General features: G+C 40.5%; 26 protein-coding genes. 13 read left to right on the forward strand and 13 right to left on the reverse strand.

Going from position 1 to position 13,673, the window contains the following annotated elements; all coding sequences use genetic code 11:
* Positions 1-68: 68 nt before the first annotated feature.
* From R7P80_RS01015 to R7P80_RS01040, 6 genes are all read right to left on the reverse strand, one after another.
* Positions 69-284, reverse strand: coding sequence for a hypothetical protein (locus R7P80_RS01015; RefSeq protein WP_140294454.1), 216 nt, complete (start codon positions 282-284; stop codon positions 69-71).
* A gap of 5 nt (positions 285-289) precedes the next feature.
* Entirely contained in the window at positions 290-526 is a 237-nt protein-coding gene (locus R7P80_RS01020) for a hypothetical protein (RefSeq protein ID WP_140294452.1), read from the reverse strand.
* Positions 527-538: 12 nt separating this feature from the next.
* Positions 539-952 carry a hypothetical protein gene (locus R7P80_RS01025; RefSeq protein WP_318096473.1) on the reverse strand — a complete coding sequence of 138 codons (414 nt, stop codon included), beginning with the start codon at positions 950-952 and terminating at the stop codon, positions 539-541.
* A gap of 143 nt (positions 953-1,095) precedes the next feature.
* Positions 1,096-1,305, reverse strand: a complete 210-nt coding sequence (locus tag R7P80_RS01030) for a hypothetical protein (protein WP_020331599.1) — start codon at positions 1,303-1,305, stop codon at positions 1,096-1,098.
* Between the two features lie 154 nt (positions 1,306-1,459).
* Entirely contained in the window at positions 1,460-1,804 is a 345-nt protein-coding gene (locus R7P80_RS01035) for a hypothetical protein (RefSeq protein WP_318096475.1), read from the reverse strand.
* 201 nt (positions 1,805-2,005) lie between these two features.
* Positions 2,006-3,124 carry a hypothetical protein gene (locus R7P80_RS01040; RefSeq protein ID WP_318096477.1) on the reverse strand — a complete coding sequence of 373 codons (1,119 nt, stop codon included), beginning with the start codon at positions 3,122-3,124 and terminating at the stop codon, positions 2,006-2,008.
* Positions 3,125-3,626: 502 nt separating this feature from the next.
* Here R7P80_RS01040 and R7P80_RS01045 point away from each other — a divergent pair.
* On the forward strand, positions 3,627-4,580 hold the full coding sequence (locus R7P80_RS01045; protein ID WP_318096479.1) for a hypothetical protein: 954 nt from the start codon (positions 3,627-3,629) through the stop codon (positions 4,578-4,580).
* Positions 4,581-4,689: 109 nt separating this feature from the next.
* Here the strand turns inward: R7P80_RS01045 and R7P80_RS01050 are convergent, their stop codons facing one another.
* The gene (locus R7P80_RS01050) at positions 4,690-5,307 is read right to left on the reverse strand and encodes a hypothetical protein (RefSeq protein WP_318096480.1); all 618 of its coding nucleotides are present in this window, start codon (positions 5,305-5,307) and stop codon (positions 4,690-4,692) included.
* 221 nt (positions 5,308-5,528) lie between these two features.
* Here R7P80_RS01050 and R7P80_RS01055 point away from each other — a divergent pair, with 221 nt between their 5' ends.
* From R7P80_RS01055 to R7P80_RS01095, 9 genes are all read left to right on the forward strand, one after another.
* The gene (locus R7P80_RS01055) at positions 5,529-5,891 is read left to right on the forward strand and encodes a hypothetical protein (RefSeq protein WP_318096481.1); all 363 of its coding nucleotides are present in this window, start codon (positions 5,529-5,531) and stop codon (positions 5,889-5,891) included.
* An 84-nt stretch (positions 5,892-5,975) separates the two neighbouring features.
* The gene (locus tag R7P80_RS01060; protein WP_045592463.1) at positions 5,976-6,203 is read left to right on the forward strand and encodes a hypothetical protein; all 228 of its coding nucleotides are present in this window, start codon (positions 5,976-5,978) and stop codon (positions 6,201-6,203) included.
* An 8-nt stretch (positions 6,204-6,211) separates the two neighbouring features.
* Entirely contained in the window at positions 6,212-6,499 is a 288-nt protein-coding gene (locus R7P80_RS01065; RefSeq protein WP_116921094.1) for a hypothetical protein, read from the forward strand.
* 4 nt (positions 6,500-6,503) lie between these two features.
* Positions 6,504-6,878 carry a hypothetical protein gene (locus tag R7P80_RS01070; protein ID WP_229623868.1) on the forward strand — a complete coding sequence of 125 codons (375 nt, stop codon included), beginning with the start codon at positions 6,504-6,506 and terminating at the stop codon, positions 6,876-6,878.
* A 118-nt stretch (positions 6,879-6,996) separates the two neighbouring features.
* Positions 6,997-7,173 carry a hypothetical protein gene (locus tag R7P80_RS01075; protein ID WP_155399614.1) on the forward strand — a complete coding sequence of 59 codons (177 nt, stop codon included), beginning with the start codon at positions 6,997-6,999 and terminating at the stop codon, positions 7,171-7,173.
* An 87-nt stretch (positions 7,174-7,260) separates the two neighbouring features.
* The gene (locus R7P80_RS01080; protein ID WP_155399615.1) at positions 7,261-7,425 is read left to right on the forward strand and encodes a hypothetical protein; all 165 of its coding nucleotides are present in this window, start codon (positions 7,261-7,263) and stop codon (positions 7,423-7,425) included.
* A 25-nt stretch (positions 7,426-7,450) separates the two neighbouring features.
* On the forward strand, positions 7,451-8,140 hold the full coding sequence (locus R7P80_RS01085) for a hypothetical protein (RefSeq protein ID WP_318096485.1): 690 nt from the start codon (positions 7,451-7,453) through the stop codon (positions 8,138-8,140).
* Positions 8,133-8,396, forward strand: a complete 264-nt coding sequence (locus R7P80_RS01090) for a hypothetical protein (RefSeq protein WP_318096487.1) — start codon at positions 8,133-8,135, stop codon at positions 8,394-8,396. The genes R7P80_RS01085 and R7P80_RS01090 overlap by 8 nt, the downstream gene beginning before the upstream one ends.
* 87 nt (positions 8,397-8,483) lie before the next feature.
* On the forward strand, positions 8,484-8,642 hold the full coding sequence (locus tag R7P80_RS01095; protein ID WP_229623864.1) for a hypothetical protein: 159 nt from the start codon (positions 8,484-8,486) through the stop codon (positions 8,640-8,642).
* A gap of 104 nt (positions 8,643-8,746) precedes the next feature.
* Here R7P80_RS01095 and R7P80_RS01100 read toward each other — a convergent pair whose 3' ends face one another.
* Entirely contained in the window at positions 8,747-9,181 is a 435-nt protein-coding gene (locus tag R7P80_RS01100; protein WP_273981070.1) for a hypothetical protein, read from the reverse strand.
* Between the two features lie 90 nt (positions 9,182-9,271).
* Positions 9,272-9,736 carry a hypothetical protein gene (locus R7P80_RS01105; protein ID WP_038129364.1) on the reverse strand — a complete coding sequence of 155 codons (465 nt, stop codon included), beginning with the start codon at positions 9,734-9,736 and terminating at the stop codon, positions 9,272-9,274.
* Between the two features lie 266 nt (positions 9,737-10,002).
* Here R7P80_RS01105 and R7P80_RS01110 point away from each other — a divergent pair, with 266 nt between their 5' ends.
* Positions 10,003-10,251 (forward strand): hypothetical protein, encoded by a 249-nt coding sequence (locus R7P80_RS01110; protein ID WP_038129362.1) that lies wholly within the window; start codon positions 10,003-10,005, stop codon positions 10,249-10,251.
* A gap of 118 nt (positions 10,252-10,369) precedes the next feature.
* Here R7P80_RS01110 and R7P80_RS01115 read toward each other — a convergent pair whose 3' ends face one another.
* From R7P80_RS01115 to R7P80_RS01125, 3 genes are all read right to left on the reverse strand, one after another.
* Complete coding sequence (locus tag R7P80_RS01115; protein WP_045592470.1) at positions 10,370-10,654, reverse strand: hypothetical protein; 285 nt, start codon at positions 10,652-10,654, stop codon at positions 10,370-10,372.
* A gap of 364 nt (positions 10,655-11,018) precedes the next feature.
* Entirely contained in the window at positions 11,019-11,171 is a 153-nt protein-coding gene (locus R7P80_RS01120; protein WP_318096490.1) for a hypothetical protein, read from the reverse strand.
* A 37-nt stretch (positions 11,172-11,208) separates the two neighbouring features.
* Positions 11,209-11,616, reverse strand: a complete 408-nt coding sequence (locus R7P80_RS01125; protein WP_020331584.1) for a hypothetical protein — start codon at positions 11,614-11,616, stop codon at positions 11,209-11,211.
* 167 nt (positions 11,617-11,783) lie between these two features.
* On the opposite strand from R7P80_RS01125, the gene R7P80_RS01130 reads away from it, so the two are divergent.
* Entirely contained in the window at positions 11,784-12,680 is an 897-nt protein-coding gene (locus R7P80_RS01130; RefSeq protein WP_267411057.1) for a hypothetical protein, read from the forward strand.
* A gap of 51 nt (positions 12,681-12,731) precedes the next feature.
* On the opposite strand, the gene R7P80_RS01135 is transcribed toward R7P80_RS01130, so the two are convergent.
* The gene (locus tag R7P80_RS01135; protein WP_020331582.1) at positions 12,732-13,166 is read right to left on the reverse strand and encodes a hypothetical protein; all 435 of its coding nucleotides are present in this window, start codon (positions 13,164-13,166) and stop codon (positions 12,732-12,734) included.
* A gap of 138 nt (positions 13,167-13,304) precedes the next feature.
* Between R7P80_RS01135 and R7P80_RS01140 the strand changes: the two genes are divergently transcribed.
* Entirely contained in the window at positions 13,305-13,664 is a 360-nt protein-coding gene (locus tag R7P80_RS01140; protein WP_116921101.1) for a hypothetical protein, read from the forward strand.
* The last annotated feature ends 9 nt before the right edge of the window (positions 13,665-13,673 follow it).

Here is a 13,673-nt window from a genome sequence, read left to right on the forward strand (position 1 = left end):
TGACCCAATTATACATTAGCAACATCAAAAGTAAAGGTTGTTAATGATTAAAATTGTGGTTAGTCCGCCTATTTCCCTGGTTCGGGATCTGCTCGTTTGATAAGGACTAGCTCGCCCTTGTTAAGTTGACCCCAGTAATTACCGCGCTTGTCATGTACTCGGTAACGCCAATTAACCGCATACTCGGCACTACCAAACAAAAATCGCTCACCCGTTTTTTTAATCTCAATAAGGTCGCCCTCATTGAAAGCGACCTCTTCTCTTAGAAAGTTAGGATTTTTCATTAGACCTAACCTTGAGCTTCGATATTATGTGCAGCCCATACCGCTAAGGCTTGCAACTGCTTTGGCGAGAAATGACCATCGAGATGCACTTTGCCTTTTTCAAAGTCACCCACATCAAGCTCGCTATCCGCTTCCTTGTCAAAGTGAATGAAGTTATCAGAGCCTTTTAACTCAGCATCTGACACAACGGAGCATTCATTTTTCAGGATGGCTACAGCCTCATCATAAGTCATGTTTTCCATTCCAATTCCCTTTTAGCTATTAGCTGCAATGATTTCTTCAAGTTTACACTTAATCAGTTGATTAAGTGATGGATCAATTGGCTTCTCTCTGTCACTTAGCTGTTCTTTCAGCTTGTTAATGGCGCGAGTACGGTTTTTCTCACGAGTATTGAACAAGTAGTTAAGCGGTTTCGGTGCCGCTTGAAACGCCAGGGAGATACCAAAGCCTACCAGATCGCAAATATGCGGTGCGCTCAGCTCCAGTTTTTTCAGGTACTCTTGAGCCATAAGAGGGGTAAGCTCTTTATCCATCATTGATTCAATCAGGGTGTGCAGAGCCGCTTGAGTCGAGTGCTCATTCTGGAAATTACCAACATGTAGAAACACATCGAATGCCTGCTGATTGTTCTCGACAATCAGCTCAGGAATAATTAAGTTAATTTGCATAAGCTACTCAGTTCACTTTATTTATTGCCAGATTTTACCATAAATATCATTAATTTACAATAAATATCAAGCGTAATGGTTATCATGAACCAATAGGAAAATGAGAGGGTAGAGCGACCCACTTACTGATCGCTCTCAATACATTACTCGTTATCCATCTCGATTTCGTAGAGCATATCAAGTGCATCCCTGTCGAAACCTTCAGCCTCCAGCGTATCCATATTGGCATCTGGATCATTGAAAAGGCGACATAATGCATTGTGGTACAGCTCAATCACATTATCATTGACCTCAAGACTTAAACGCTCCAATACGTTGCGGATAACCTCGGTTTCTTGCTTATTAACGCTCATAAAGTTTCCTTTATTGATTTGATAACCTTTAATTATTATTATACATAAATAAGGTTAAAATGCAATAATTTAATTATTAAAAACTCACAATCGCTGAGCATGTAGCCCAGCGGTTTAGTAGAGCAATTTTAATCGCAAGGGAACGCTGATAGGGCTAGGCGTATTTTTCTAGCAAATCTGCAAGCGCACCATTTTGTTTGTACTCTTTGAGCTGTTCAAAGCTAATCTGAGTACCACCAAGATCGGAGGTGTTATTCAAGCAGCTAATCGCATTAAAACCAAGTTTGTGCTTGCGTAGGTAAATGTATGCCTTAGAAAAGGATAGTGGTCGAGAAGAATCCTTTAGGTAATCATCTAGCACACTAAGGAAAGATTGCTTAGAGAAACGGTAATCACCTTTTAACTCAGTCTCAAAAATCGAAATGATTTCATCGATTTCATATTGAGCCAGCTTTGTTACGTCCAGAACTAGCGGTAGAGAAAGATATGTGCGATCCATTTTCCAAGCCTTTTAGTTTGTTATTCATGCATTTCTTGATTTCCATTATACATGAATAAAGTCACCGTACAATAATTTAATTATTAAAATCTGCATTTTTGTCCACCAGCGAGCTGGCAAATAGCTATTGCTCTTACCTCCTGGCAATAAAAAAGAGAGAAGGGGAAACCTTTCTCTCTTAACTGTTCGATTAGCTATCTATCACACCTTACGAGGCTTAACCAACTTCAACTGCCCGATACCCAGCTCACCTCCATCAAATGGAATGCAGAACTCCACACCGATTGGAACCGTGTATTGTTTAAGCATACTGTTATTCATAATTAAGAACCTTACAGGCTCTTCTCTAAGATGATTAGGCAGAGATTTCAACGTCTCAATGGCTTCCTTCCAGTATAGGATTGGATCAGCAGCCGCGTTCATTGTTGTTGCAACTTGGTCGAACCAATTCATCTGAGATTCGTAATCAATAAGGTAAGAGGAAATAGTGATTACACCTTCATTCAAAAGCATATCGGAACAAACTAAAAGCTCTTGATTTTGGTTTGGCATTAACGCACTGTTTGTCAGAAACACAGGCTGATCTTCAATCCCTTCACCCATCTTAATAAGGTCGTTGTAGGTGAACGAACCAAAGTTATTGTGCATTGATTGAATACACCGCTGTAAGCGAGACTCTTCAGTAGGAGAGACGCACGATAGGATCTCGCTATTAAAGCTCAGAAGTCGCACTTTGCTCTTGCTAAGGTCAATAGTTTTGCTGAATTTGCCATCAACCGATAACTTAATAGAGTTTCTTGAAATAGACGATTCAAAAGAGATATGGTCGATATACCCATCAGGTAATTCCTCATCACTATGAACGGTAATCACTTTCCCTTTAGAAAGCGCCTTTGCAGCCGTGTAAGCGTGAAGTTCAAAACCGCTATCCATATTGTATTCAAAGTAATTAACGATGAATTCCTCATTATCCACAAGCACAGAGAAACAATATTCTCTATCATGCTCTGACTCTTCGATGAGGATCGTCATCATGCAAGAAAGCAATTCGAGAGTGATGTCATACGGATCATGCTCATAAATACCAGCTTCAGTTCGGCACTCACTCTCAGTAAATTCGAACACGTCAGGAAGCTGCATAGTCTCAACGTAGCTCTTTTCCGTCAGTTTCCCAGAGGCTTTCACCAGGCTAGCACTCGCCGCGTTTGTGGATGAGAACCCAAATAGCTTAGAGGCAATGACTTGCCCTTCAGACAGGGACTTAAGAGACAGACTTGTCTTTAAACGCTTGGAAAGCGTTTTGAATGCATTTACATACATAGGGATACCTTAATATCTATGAAACGATGCCTGCTACCAACTTCAAACACCGCATCAATGAAATTAAGATACAAGTGGCTTGATAAATATTAATTGAGATTTGGGACGCGGTAATCCGCTATAAGGTAGCCATCCTGCGTTTCTCAATGACGCTGATATAAGGCTACCATAAGTCATGATTTATTACCACGAAATAAGCTCTAAGCAATAAAATAACCGATGTATATCATGCATTTTCATTTATTATCTGTTTTTGATTTAAATGTATTGACTCTGTGTATTATTTATATATAATGGACTTATCGTTGAGAAAGGCACTGCAAACGGGCAGATAGCTGGCAACGTAGGTTCAGAATCTCCTGCCACCTTCATAGGCAAAATTCGTAGCAGTTAATCACAATTTTTAAATACATAATTTTCTAATGGCGATTAACGACAAATCACTTAAGAAGGTAGAGTGTCCGACACTTTAAAAGTTAATTGCTGATTGTGGAGAATTACCATGTTTAAAAATGCCGATCACGCAAAGAAAGCGACTAAATCAATTTTCGATTTCACTAAAGCTAACCCTAAAGCCAAACTCTCAGAGTTCCGCGATTTCCTGGCTTCTAGGATCAGCTACAATACGTTCCATGACCTCCTAAACAACGTCTCTGCACCTCAAGAGGCGAAAGAAATTCCGCTTTTAGGATTGCTTTCTGGTGATAACGCCGTACAGGTGAATAACACATCATTTGGCAGAGTCTTTATCATGCCTGACTCCATTGTAATTAATTATGATGTTGAGATTGATAAGAATGGCTTGTTTACTGATGAAAAATCACTAACGATTCCCCTAAGCCACATCAACAAAGCGAAGATTGTTGGCTCAAAGGTATTCCTGAAAGATGAATGCGATGAGCTGGTGGAGCTGGTTATCTACCTACCAATGAATAGCCATCAAGTTAAAATTACAACCAATCATGACCTAATCACTGTTAGAAAATCTCTGGATAGTGGAGAAACCGAAGAGTACAGCTTCAGCAATGATCGCTCTGGTGAGTACATGGCTAAAGACAAATTTAAAAATCTCTTAGAATCGTCAGTATCGAACTTTGATGAATACAGCAAGGACGACATTGATTCTCTATGGGAAAGTGGCAGTGAGTCATTTGGCGCAGGTAAGATTGAGGTTATCTACGAACTGGATTCTGATGATGACATTCTATGTAAAGGCGAATTAGCTGAGATTCAAATTGAATTTGATATTGAATCAGCATCTGTTAGTCAGATCGTGCAGATTGTTAATGACAACTACGATGAAGACTCAATCATTGAAGGGTTAGAGGATGGCTCTCTTAGCACAACGACTTGGCATGGCAATGGAATTCCTGAAATTACCATTACCGCTACAGGTGAGGTTGTAGGCATTATTCTGTCACAAGAGATTGAAGGCAATTACGACGAGTTTCGTTAATAAGAACTGAACACCAAAAACCAATTTAAAAAGCGTGGCTCTTGAGTCACGCTTTCTTTTTGCCTGTTCGATGTAATGAAAGAGCTTATCAACGATGAATAAGCACCTATTACGATTTCCTAAGCCCACTCATAATCTTTTCAAGCGTTACACTTGCGGCTTTGTTCGCTTGCGTTGTAGCAACATCATGAACGTTAGAACCGATATTGCTTTGAGTCCAGATCACACCTGCGGTGAATAAACGAATCTTTTCGATTACCTCTGCACGATTATCAGGGCTAAACAGTCGCTTTGCGTCCATGTTCAGGATGTGCGTCAGAAACGGCTCAGAAACAACTCCAAGGAACTCCATTGCCATTCTAAACTCTCGGTTCGAGTCAATGGTGTAACCCTCTCTAACGTACTGCACACGCTCGCTTAGCTGCTCCATAGCTTTCTTGTATAGTGCCTTAACAAGCGGTTCTCGATAGAACATGCTAAATTCATTCGAAATAGATACGATTTCACGCAGACGAAACTCAAGCTGTGTGAGGTTGTTGATTTGCTGAATGCTATCTATATTGCCCTCAATAACGCCAGGCAATTTAGCCTCTAAGAACTCACTTTCAAATGGCTGGTATTCTTCCTGTAGCACTTTAACGTACTCACGCGCCATCTCAATAGTCACTAAAGGGTGATCAACAAACGTCATGTACTCATTCGGACTGGTTTCATCTACTTTATTCACGCTTACTCTCTCATAAACTCGCATTTATTTTAACGAATAATATCAATGATTTTACTATTTACCTAGCACTTTACGCACATTGTAATTCAGGAATTAACCAATAAATCATTTAGAAACTAACTTAATTTTTAATTATTAAATTATTGACTCGCAATCCGCACTCGTGTATATTAACTGCAAATGGAAACGCAATCCAAAACGAATTAGTAAAGGGCATCACCATGAAAAACCAACAACCATCAAGCACTACTAGCCAACCTGAAATCACTCACATCTGGTTTCACGACTCTAAAAAGCGCGTATGGGATACACCACTTGATGAGCGTTGGGAAAAGCAATGGGAGAAGCTGGAAGTTGTTGGTGAGAACAACCGCAGTTACATCCTGAGCAACGGTGCGAAAGCCCCTAAGAAGCAAGAAAATGTCAAGCTAGGCACTTTTGCTTACTCAGACGAGCAGCTAAAAGAAATCATCTGGCACCACAATAACAACCGCAAAATCGCTGAGGAAATCAAAGCTCTTGCTGGTGGAAGCATCGAACTGACTCGCGAGCTAGAAGCTCTACTTGCTAAGTACAAAAGCTAGCGCAATCTTTCTTGGTAGGGCATGATAGTGAATCATGCCCTTAACAAGCCAAATAATCGCTTTGTATTCAATGGAGAACCTTAAATGGCAAGAGCCACTAAACAAGCTGCTTGGATTTCGTTATGGAACGAAATCAACCACATTACCTTCCTTGATACCAAACTTGACGAGGAACGGTCTCAAAGCGTTAATGAGCTAATCGAAAGCGTTCAGAAAATCCAAGATTCTGGAGATCTGAGCATTGAACAAATTTACACGCTGGCTGACGTTATCAATCTGTCATTCAAAAGCGGGATCAGCAAAGGACAATAGGAGTCAACATGGCTGTCACTCAACACGAAAGCATTAAGTACACTCTGAGCTTCCAGGAAGCGCTTGAGCAGGTAATGGACGGTAAAGGCTGGGCGCAAGGCGAACATTTTGCCGATGGTGTGATCATGATGGAAAAGGGCGGTATGTTCATTGATGGTCGCGATTACCTACATGTTCATGACTTTAAAGATGAACGCGGCAACCAAAAGTCAGACATTCAGATCACTAAGAACTTGATGATGCAAAAGTTCCGTATCGTAAGCACTCAAGCGGACGCTGAACGCAAAATCAGCTAATCCCATGCCTATCTCAAACACCGCAAGCAATGTAGGTGACTGGACGTTTGCCGATTTAGACGACAATGCCAGAACTGAATTTGTTTGCGGTGGTTGCTATTATCTCGCTGTAACCCTCCATAAACTCACTGGTTATCCGATTTACGCGGAAATCGATGGTGATGATTTTATCCATTGCTGGGTAACTGACCCTGACGGTAACGCTATCGACATCAATGGGATTCATAACGGGAATTGGGCAAAGACCCCGTACTCTAGCGCAACCCCTAAAGGCTCTATCCTCAAGTACCACGCTCTCGACACTTTGGATAATACCGATCTGCTTGAATGGGCTAGGGACTTGGTATTAAGCCACCCATCACACTTCAATTTAATCTAAAATAGTTGGTTTTTAATAAATAAATTATTGACCTAGCGCCATAGCGGTGTATAATTGAAAACAATTAAAGGGTAGGGCATCGCCACTATCTAAACCGAATTCAATAAAGAGGCTTATTATGGCTACACAAAAAGAAGTAGTGTTCCTGAAAAATCGCGGTGTTGTGGAAATTTGTCAGGCATTTCATCGTGAACTAGAGCAATACGGCGAGCTAAAACCTCGCGGTGAAGAAAGCATTGATGCATTCGTTGCATCTATTAACGCTAAGATTAAAGGCGAAGAAAAAGCCTCTTAATCCAACCAAGCTTTTAACTATTTTATTGACTTTTTCTGTTTGTTTTGTATAATCAAGGAAAGTCCAATAAATAACAAAGGTTATCGCATGGAACGTCAATTAAAGAAAAGTCAGCCGCGTAAAGTGAAAGCGAAACAGGTAGTCCTGGCTAGCATCCTACTGGTTGGGCTGACCACTGGCAGCATTAGTGTTTACAAGGACTTTTGCGACTTTAAAGAGAAGGCTTGCGCTGGCTTATTGCAAGGCATGTAAGCGGAAATATTGGTAACAAACAACCATGAGCAACACACGCATTAATCTTTCTGATTTGAAATCAGCAAGACTTCGTACCCTATTTACCTCGCACCTAAGAGGCGAAGCACTTGGCTCAACACTTTTCAATCGCGGCTATGTTTTGCACGAAAGAAAAGCCGAAACAAAATCAGCCCTTGATTTTCTTGAGCCTGCTGCGAATAAAGAAAAGCTTAAATTAGCGTTTCTTTTCCTAAAGCCTGTGATTGAGATTGCGGTTTATCTAAGCCTATACCTGTACTTAAGCAACCAAGACGGCTCATGGTTGTTTCCAAAGTACGCAGGTCTGGTGACGCTTGCAGCCATTGCAGCTATGACCACTATGCAAATCACTGGCTCTTTGAGCGATAAGACTAACCAAAAGTATTACCTTCCATTTGGCTTAGGTTTCTTGTTTGGCAACCCATTTTCAGATCTAAAGATCACGTACAGAATCGCAAGCCTTGAAGATGAGGTAAAGGAATACAATGAAATGTGCTCCTACCTCGCTCAGCACGAACGTACAATGGATTATGTTCGCAGCAACTACAACGAATTCAACGGAGTCGAGAGAGCATTCGCTGATAACCTAATCAGAATTCGAATGAAAAACTCAGAACAGGAATTATTGATTAACAAGTTTCTTAGCGAAAGCAAAGTTATCAAAGAAACCACAGAGAGCGCACACCATGAGTAACATTATCGATGCAACGTTCGTTTCACAATGGGACGAAGGCAATGTAGAAACAACCTGTAAGGTTAATCTTGAGACTTTAGAAGTCACGGACATTGAGCAGAGTGACGATTCAGAACACATGATCAACCTGCTTGAAGAAACGGTTGAAGTGACCATCAACGAAAAGTACGAAATCTACCATCCCGACCAAAAGGGCGATAAGTACTTTATCAAGGAAGCAGACAAGGCTCGACTACTCGCCCAAGTCAACACATAACAGAACCACTCGATACTGGCAGCAATAAGCTGCCTTTATCAATCTAAGTAGGTAATAAGCCCTATAACCACCATAAGAGAAAACATCATGCAGCACCAAGAATCCAATAAGACAAGTAACAAAATCACTAAGCAAGATTTAATTGAATTCTGCGCATGGGTAGGTATCTTCGCAGTATGTGCATTCTTTGAATTGCATGACAAGGTAGATGACAAAATCGCAATGCTATCTTTATCGTTTGTATAGAGAGGCAATAGGTGATCGTGTATAGGAATAATACATAGGGGAAGATACAACACTCATACAAAATGAGTAACACATCTTCCCAACATAAGACCCCAAAACTCAAATTAAGATTCTTCAGAATCCATATCATCTTGGCATCGTTTAACACCATCCATATCTGCTTTATACCAACTAAGCACTAGCTGAAGTATTAGTAGAACAAAAAAGCCTGACAGTAAGAAAATTTGAGTTTTAATATAAGACTCCATAGAGGCATCAAAAACAAAGTAGACGACAGTAGCCATTGCAATCACAGGTAAGATCAGCATAGCTACATACTTTCCCTTCGAAAGCTTGCTAACTGGAATTTGTTCATTCACAGATAAAGTAGAGGGACGCTTTACGTTTGTCTTTTCTAACTCACACTTTTTCATTTTTGCCGATTCCATTTCTGTATAAGTGGTAGTGCGAATAATACATGAATTAAAAATTACTTCACCAAATTCATTCGCCTGCCACTCTATAAGCGCCCAAACGATAAAAGAAGGCAACAATGCCAACTAACTTACTTTGACCGCTTACAATGCAAATGGGGCGCAAATAGAAAGGGTGTTACAAGTAATACCTATAACACCCCAAACAAAACTACCTTATCGCTCTAAACCACTCACTGACTTTTCAGGCTCATCATGAATAACATCATAAGTGATAATCTCCTGGATACCGTTAGCTTCCTCAATATCAATCAAGTCCCTATAGACGTAATCATTGCAAGTGACGTTCATGTTAACCACTTCAAGCACCTTAGCTAGAATATCGGCAGTCTTATCACCATTACACTTAACGTCTTTAATCTCTACAGGGATAATAGCGTTAAGCCTTACATGGTATCCATCCTCACTACCACCTTCATTGATTTCATCGATAATCTCAAAGGTCGATTCTGCCCTTACCACGTTAGACAGGGTAATGTGATCTTTCATAATAGGATGTCTTACCCTTACCATCGTATCAACAATCTCAGATGTCCTATCAAGGATCTCAGCAAACTTATCTTTGTCCAAACCCTTAACACATACTGGTAGAGCAATCTTATATTCACCTGAAAATTTCATCTTACTTCTCTTTTATTATTTATTTTTCTTATTATATCAGTCCAAACCCAACAAATAAAACTCTATTGCTGGTGGATGTTCATAGTACAAGCGATAACAATGAGGATATGGCTGATACAGTATAAGCATTGATTCTCAATGCAGAACCAATTGGTTCCTCTTTACTATGCATCTATGGTCTCTCATTTAATTAAATTATTAAATTTACTTTTGAGCTTGTTTATGTATAATAAAGACATTAACAATAAAGCCCAAAGGGGAACGCCATGTCTATTATCACTTTTGAACAACGTCGAGCTAGAATGACTACGCCTGAAGACGTAAACAAAGAAATCAACCTGGCTGCTGCCTATGCCAAGTCCCTACATACAAAGGCTAAGACTTGCCAAGGCACACTAGCTGAAAAGCTGGCTATCAAAGATAATGCGAAGAAAGCTGATGAAGTGACTCGCAAGCTTAAGCTACAGTCTTTCGACATCGAAGATGAACTGAGAGCGGAAAGCCTGACTCACTAAGATATAAAGGCTCTAGGTGAACTGGAGCCTGTTTAAGTTACTCGCTGTAGTGTGGCTATAGCGAATACTTGTTTGACCCCAATAGAAAAAGGCACACCGTGACAGTGTGCCTTTCTCATTAGTGAAGCGTTTCCGCCTCAATGATGTTAATGAACCGTCTTCTTTGAGGTTTAATTGTCAGATCCAGCGTAAGCTCTCCCGAGTTCGCCCAGCGGTCAAAACACCCCTTAGGCTCGCTGAATTCAACCACGTTACCATCTCCGATCACACGGAGGTAACGATCACCCAAATCGACTCGCTCGTAATCCCTATCAATAACAAGCCCAAGCCAAGCAAAAAGCTCGCGTGTGCTCATTTTGGTGTTCTTACGGCAAAGCTCAAAAACACTCATTTCCTGTTTCATACCCTACGTTCCTTTTAATTCAAAATTAAAAGGTCGTTAGCTCAGTGCAGGTACGAGACTCATATTATATATAAAAAAGCCAGCGGTCAAGCATTAAATCTAAAGGTTTTCAATTTCTAAATAACCACTTACCATTCCTAGAAATGCCTTAAGGTTTCTTTTATGCAAGTTCCTAAGATGCTCAGTGCTGCAATCGTAAAACTTAGCCACCTTAGTCAGACTCCTTGCACCAAGATCCTTTGCAACCTCGCTTGGCAACATGGATTGGTATCCGCGATTTGAGTATTTGAAATCATTTAAAGCCACAGTAGCCACCTAACCATTAAAATAAAAGGAGAGCCGCTACAGCCCTCCTAGTGAACAATCAGAAACAGAACTTGTCGATTGCCTGCTCTGCGTAAGGGAGAGTCGTAAATGAACCCAAGTCATTAAAACCTTCTACCGCGTAGTTGCCTTTATGCACACCACACATAACCAAGTAGATCTTGTGACCTCTGTAAAAGTGTTCTTTCTTCATTCTAACTCCTTACGTTAGCAATCTAATGAATTTGGGATTAAGCCGCTACTTTTGCTTCAAGTGCGCGTTTGAAATTAGCCAGTAAAGTATCTACTTCACCTTTCATTTCATCGGCTTCAACTTCCATCTTGAACGGGTCAAACTCAGTGTCATCACCGTTGTCGTAAGCGTTCATTGCATCTTCAGCAGCTTGAGTGTGAATAGCACAACCTTCAACCTTGCTACGGCAAAGCTCTACAGCAGCATGAAGGTACATTTCAACCTCAATGTCGTTACCGTCTTCGAAAGTAACTTTAGTGCGAGGTGCTTCAACCGCAAGCTTAGCAGCTAGGCTCTTAGCCTTCTCATTGGTGTAATGGCTTAGGTTAGTAGGGCTAACAGCTTCAAGTTGCTCTACAACTTTTAGGACTTCTGCGTACATTTCAGTTTTTTGTGCTTTATTCATTTTTATTGTTCCTTTCTGACTGTTCGTCTTTAATATAACGCCAATATTATTGGCATTTTGAGCAAAAATCAAGTGTTTAGGTAAAATTTTTTGTTCTTATTATATGTAGTGACAAAACCAAGTAAATATGGTAGTATTTTGCAAAATTAAACAGTAAAGGTTTATCCATGAATAATGAACAAGCAACACTAATTGAAGACGCCATAAACGCTTGCATCTTCAATACTGGACTCAACTTTGAAATAGTAGACACCATCATGTCTAAAGTTAAGGACGGGGATCTAAGTTTCCATATGGATACCAGACAGGGGCGCTTCTTTGGACTGTATAGCGAGAAACCCATCTATGAATTTGAGTGGCTACATGAGTTCACTCGCACATCATTGATTGATTCCAATATTAGAGAACTGACCAATACCAATGATCCTCGTAACTTCATTGATGGCGCTGTAGCTAAAGAGAACACGATTTTCTACATGCTAAGTCAACGATTCATCCTGGTTCAGGACACCTCATGCACCGCTAACGACATTGATGATGTTTTGAATCGCAAGAATGTAAGAGCCTCAAGCAAGTTCATTAAGGCTATTATCGACCAGGGCGAGGGGAAGTTCGTACCATTTAACCTACTGGTGTTTACAGGGGAAAAACTCCCACTATCTCACTTCAGCCAGCTAGACAAGCTGTCTAAGTGGTACGAGAATAACAACGGTAAGCTCTTCATTGTTAATGGCGGTCACGTAATCAACGAATCAAATCCGCTGGTGGTCTTTCAGAAGCTTGTGAGCAATAAAAACTACCCAATTACAGATGACCACAAATCCCTCCTAAAAAGCGCTGAGAATGTCTGTATTGGCTTTGACTCCAATATGGAGCCATTGACCATCGACATCATCACAGTCACGCCAGAGCTTATTACAGCCGCTAAATCGAAAGATGATAATGGCATCTATGTAGAGCTTTGCAATGTCGATAACGGATGGATTCGCTTTCTTGAGCTGGGCAAGTCCTATGATGCTTTACGCTTCACTGAGTTCGATAGAAAACTCATCAAAAACATCTAACAAAAAGGGCAGCTAAATAGCTGCCCTTTCTAGTCCGATACCGTCATTCACTCAGACAGGACTCGTAACACTAAAGTAAGCGTTACCCAAAACTCGGTCACGTTTGTTCACAAGTGAATTAACCGCTGATTCAATACTAATCGCAGACATCTTGCTTGCTGAAAAGATCAGGCGTTGCGGCATTTCAAGGATGTAAGCGAGCTTCTGGTTGATGCACTCAATCTTAGCCATATCCGAGATCGTAAACTCAAACACTTTTGCTAGAAGCTCAGTCTCTTGGAGACTTTCATAATCCGAATGGCAATACTCCGCAGCCATTTTCAATGAACTTGCCAGCGTGGTTGCGATTTGTTGACGATATTGCTGCACTTCAGCGTTAAGTGTACTCAATTCTTTTTCAAGAAGAGATTCAATCTCAGTCATAACAAGCTTTGCTTGCTCACCGTCTAGCATAAACAGTTTTGGCACTAGTGATTCGTTTGGCATGGCGCATACTCCAGTTTCAATAATTGAATTAATTATATACGGATAGAGCCGAAGGTCAACATAAAATAATTAACTTAAAATTATTGACTCTTTTACTTATTGATGTATTATTTATGTATTAGCTTTAAAGGTGACTACATGAACGAAAAGACACTAGCTATCATCCTTCAAGCTACAGTAAAAAATGCTGTTGGTGTTCTACAGGGTGTTGAGGCACACCAGCTAAAAGAGTTTCTTATTCTTGAATCCAAAACAAAGATTAAGAAAAACTTAGCTACTGAGCAGGTTAAGCGAACCAGTCTCGATGGTGAGGTTCAAATCAACCTAACCTTCATCCCTGGTGATGAAGATAAGCGCCTGGCAATGATTGCTAAGGTTAAAGATGAGATCGTAAAGGTTCAGGCTGAGACTTTACAGGAATTGCAAAACGCATTGCTGCTCGTTAATGAAGGGATTAGCAATACGGTGGTGTTCACAGAGGATGACAAAGAACATTAATTGCTAAAT

Origin of the sequence: Vibrio sp. 2092 (assembly GCF_033339635.1) — a bacterium.
Taxonomy (GTDB): domain Bacteria; phylum Pseudomonadota; class Gammaproteobacteria; order Enterobacterales; family Vibrionaceae; genus Vibrio; species Vibrio alginolyticus.

What these genes read in the sequence shown, in the direction of transcription:
- R7P80_RS01015 (WP_140294454.1), bottom strand. Translation starts at nt 284, where the DNA reads ATGAAAAATCCTAACTTTCTAAGAGAAGAGGTCGCTTTCAATGAGGGC.
- R7P80_RS01020 (WP_140294452.1), bottom strand. Translation starts at nt 526, where the DNA reads ATGGAAAACATGACTTATGATGAGGCTGTAGCCATCCTGAAAAATGAA.
- R7P80_RS01025 (WP_318096473.1), bottom strand. Translation starts at nt 952, where the DNA reads ATGCAAATTAACTTAATTATTCCTGAGCTGATTGTCGAGAACAATCAG.
- R7P80_RS01030 (WP_020331599.1), bottom strand. Translation starts at nt 1,305, where the DNA reads ATGAGCGTTAATAAGCAAGAAACCGAGGTTATCCGCAACGTATTGGAG.
- R7P80_RS01035 (WP_318096475.1), bottom strand. Translation starts at nt 1,804, where the DNA reads ATGGATCGCACATATCTTTCTCTACCGCTAGTTCTGGACGTAACAAAG.
- R7P80_RS01040 (WP_318096477.1), bottom strand. Translation starts at nt 3,124, where the DNA reads ATGTATGTAAATGCATTCAAAACGCTTTCCAAGCGTTTAAAGACAAGT.
- R7P80_RS01045 (WP_318096479.1), top strand. Translation starts at nt 3,627, where the DNA reads ATGTTTAAAAATGCCGATCACGCAAAGAAAGCGACTAAATCAATTTTC.
- R7P80_RS01055 (WP_318096481.1), top strand. Translation starts at nt 5,529, where the DNA reads ATGAAAAACCAACAACCATCAAGCACTACTAGCCAACCTGAAATCACT.
- R7P80_RS01060 (WP_045592463.1), top strand. Translation starts at nt 5,976, where the DNA reads ATGGCAAGAGCCACTAAACAAGCTGCTTGGATTTCGTTATGGAACGAA.
- R7P80_RS01065 (WP_116921094.1), top strand. Translation starts at nt 6,212, where the DNA reads ATGGCTGTCACTCAACACGAAAGCATTAAGTACACTCTGAGCTTCCAG.
- R7P80_RS01070 (WP_229623868.1), top strand. Translation starts at nt 6,504, where the DNA reads ATGCCTATCTCAAACACCGCAAGCAATGTAGGTGACTGGACGTTTGCC.
- R7P80_RS01075 (WP_155399614.1), top strand. Translation starts at nt 6,997, where the DNA reads ATGGCTACACAAAAAGAAGTAGTGTTCCTGAAAAATCGCGGTGTTGTG.
- R7P80_RS01080 (WP_155399615.1), top strand. Translation starts at nt 7,261, where the DNA reads ATGGAACGTCAATTAAAGAAAAGTCAGCCGCGTAAAGTGAAAGCGAAA.
- R7P80_RS01085 (WP_318096485.1), top strand. Translation starts at nt 7,451, where the DNA reads ATGAGCAACACACGCATTAATCTTTCTGATTTGAAATCAGCAAGACTT.
- R7P80_RS01090 (WP_318096487.1), top strand. Translation starts at nt 8,133, where the DNA reads ATGAGTAACATTATCGATGCAACGTTCGTTTCACAATGGGACGAAGGC.
- R7P80_RS01095 (WP_229623864.1), top strand. Translation starts at nt 8,484, where the DNA reads ATGCAGCACCAAGAATCCAATAAGACAAGTAACAAAATCACTAAGCAA.
- R7P80_RS01105 (WP_038129364.1), bottom strand. Translation starts at nt 9,736, where the DNA reads ATGAAATTTTCAGGTGAATATAAGATTGCTCTACCAGTATGTGTTAAG.
- R7P80_RS01110 (WP_038129362.1), top strand. Translation starts at nt 10,003, where the DNA reads ATGTCTATTATCACTTTTGAACAACGTCGAGCTAGAATGACTACGCCT.
- R7P80_RS01115 (WP_045592470.1), bottom strand. Translation starts at nt 10,654, where the DNA reads ATGAAACAGGAAATGAGTGTTTTTGAGCTTTGCCGTAAGAACACCAAA.
- R7P80_RS01120 (WP_318096490.1), bottom strand. Translation starts at nt 11,171, where the DNA reads ATGAAGAAAGAACACTTTTACAGAGGTCACAAGATCTACTTGGTTATG.
- R7P80_RS01125 (WP_020331584.1), bottom strand. Translation starts at nt 11,616, where the DNA reads ATGAATAAAGCACAAAAAACTGAAATGTACGCAGAAGTCCTAAAAGTT.
- R7P80_RS01130 (WP_267411057.1), top strand. Translation starts at nt 11,784, where the DNA reads ATGAATAATGAACAAGCAACACTAATTGAAGACGCCATAAACGCTTGC.
- R7P80_RS01135 (WP_020331582.1), bottom strand. Translation starts at nt 13,166, where the DNA reads ATGCCAAACGAATCACTAGTGCCAAAACTGTTTATGCTAGACGGTGAG.
- R7P80_RS01140 (WP_116921101.1), top strand. Translation starts at nt 13,305, where the DNA reads ATGAACGAAAAGACACTAGCTATCATCCTTCAAGCTACAGTAAAAAAT.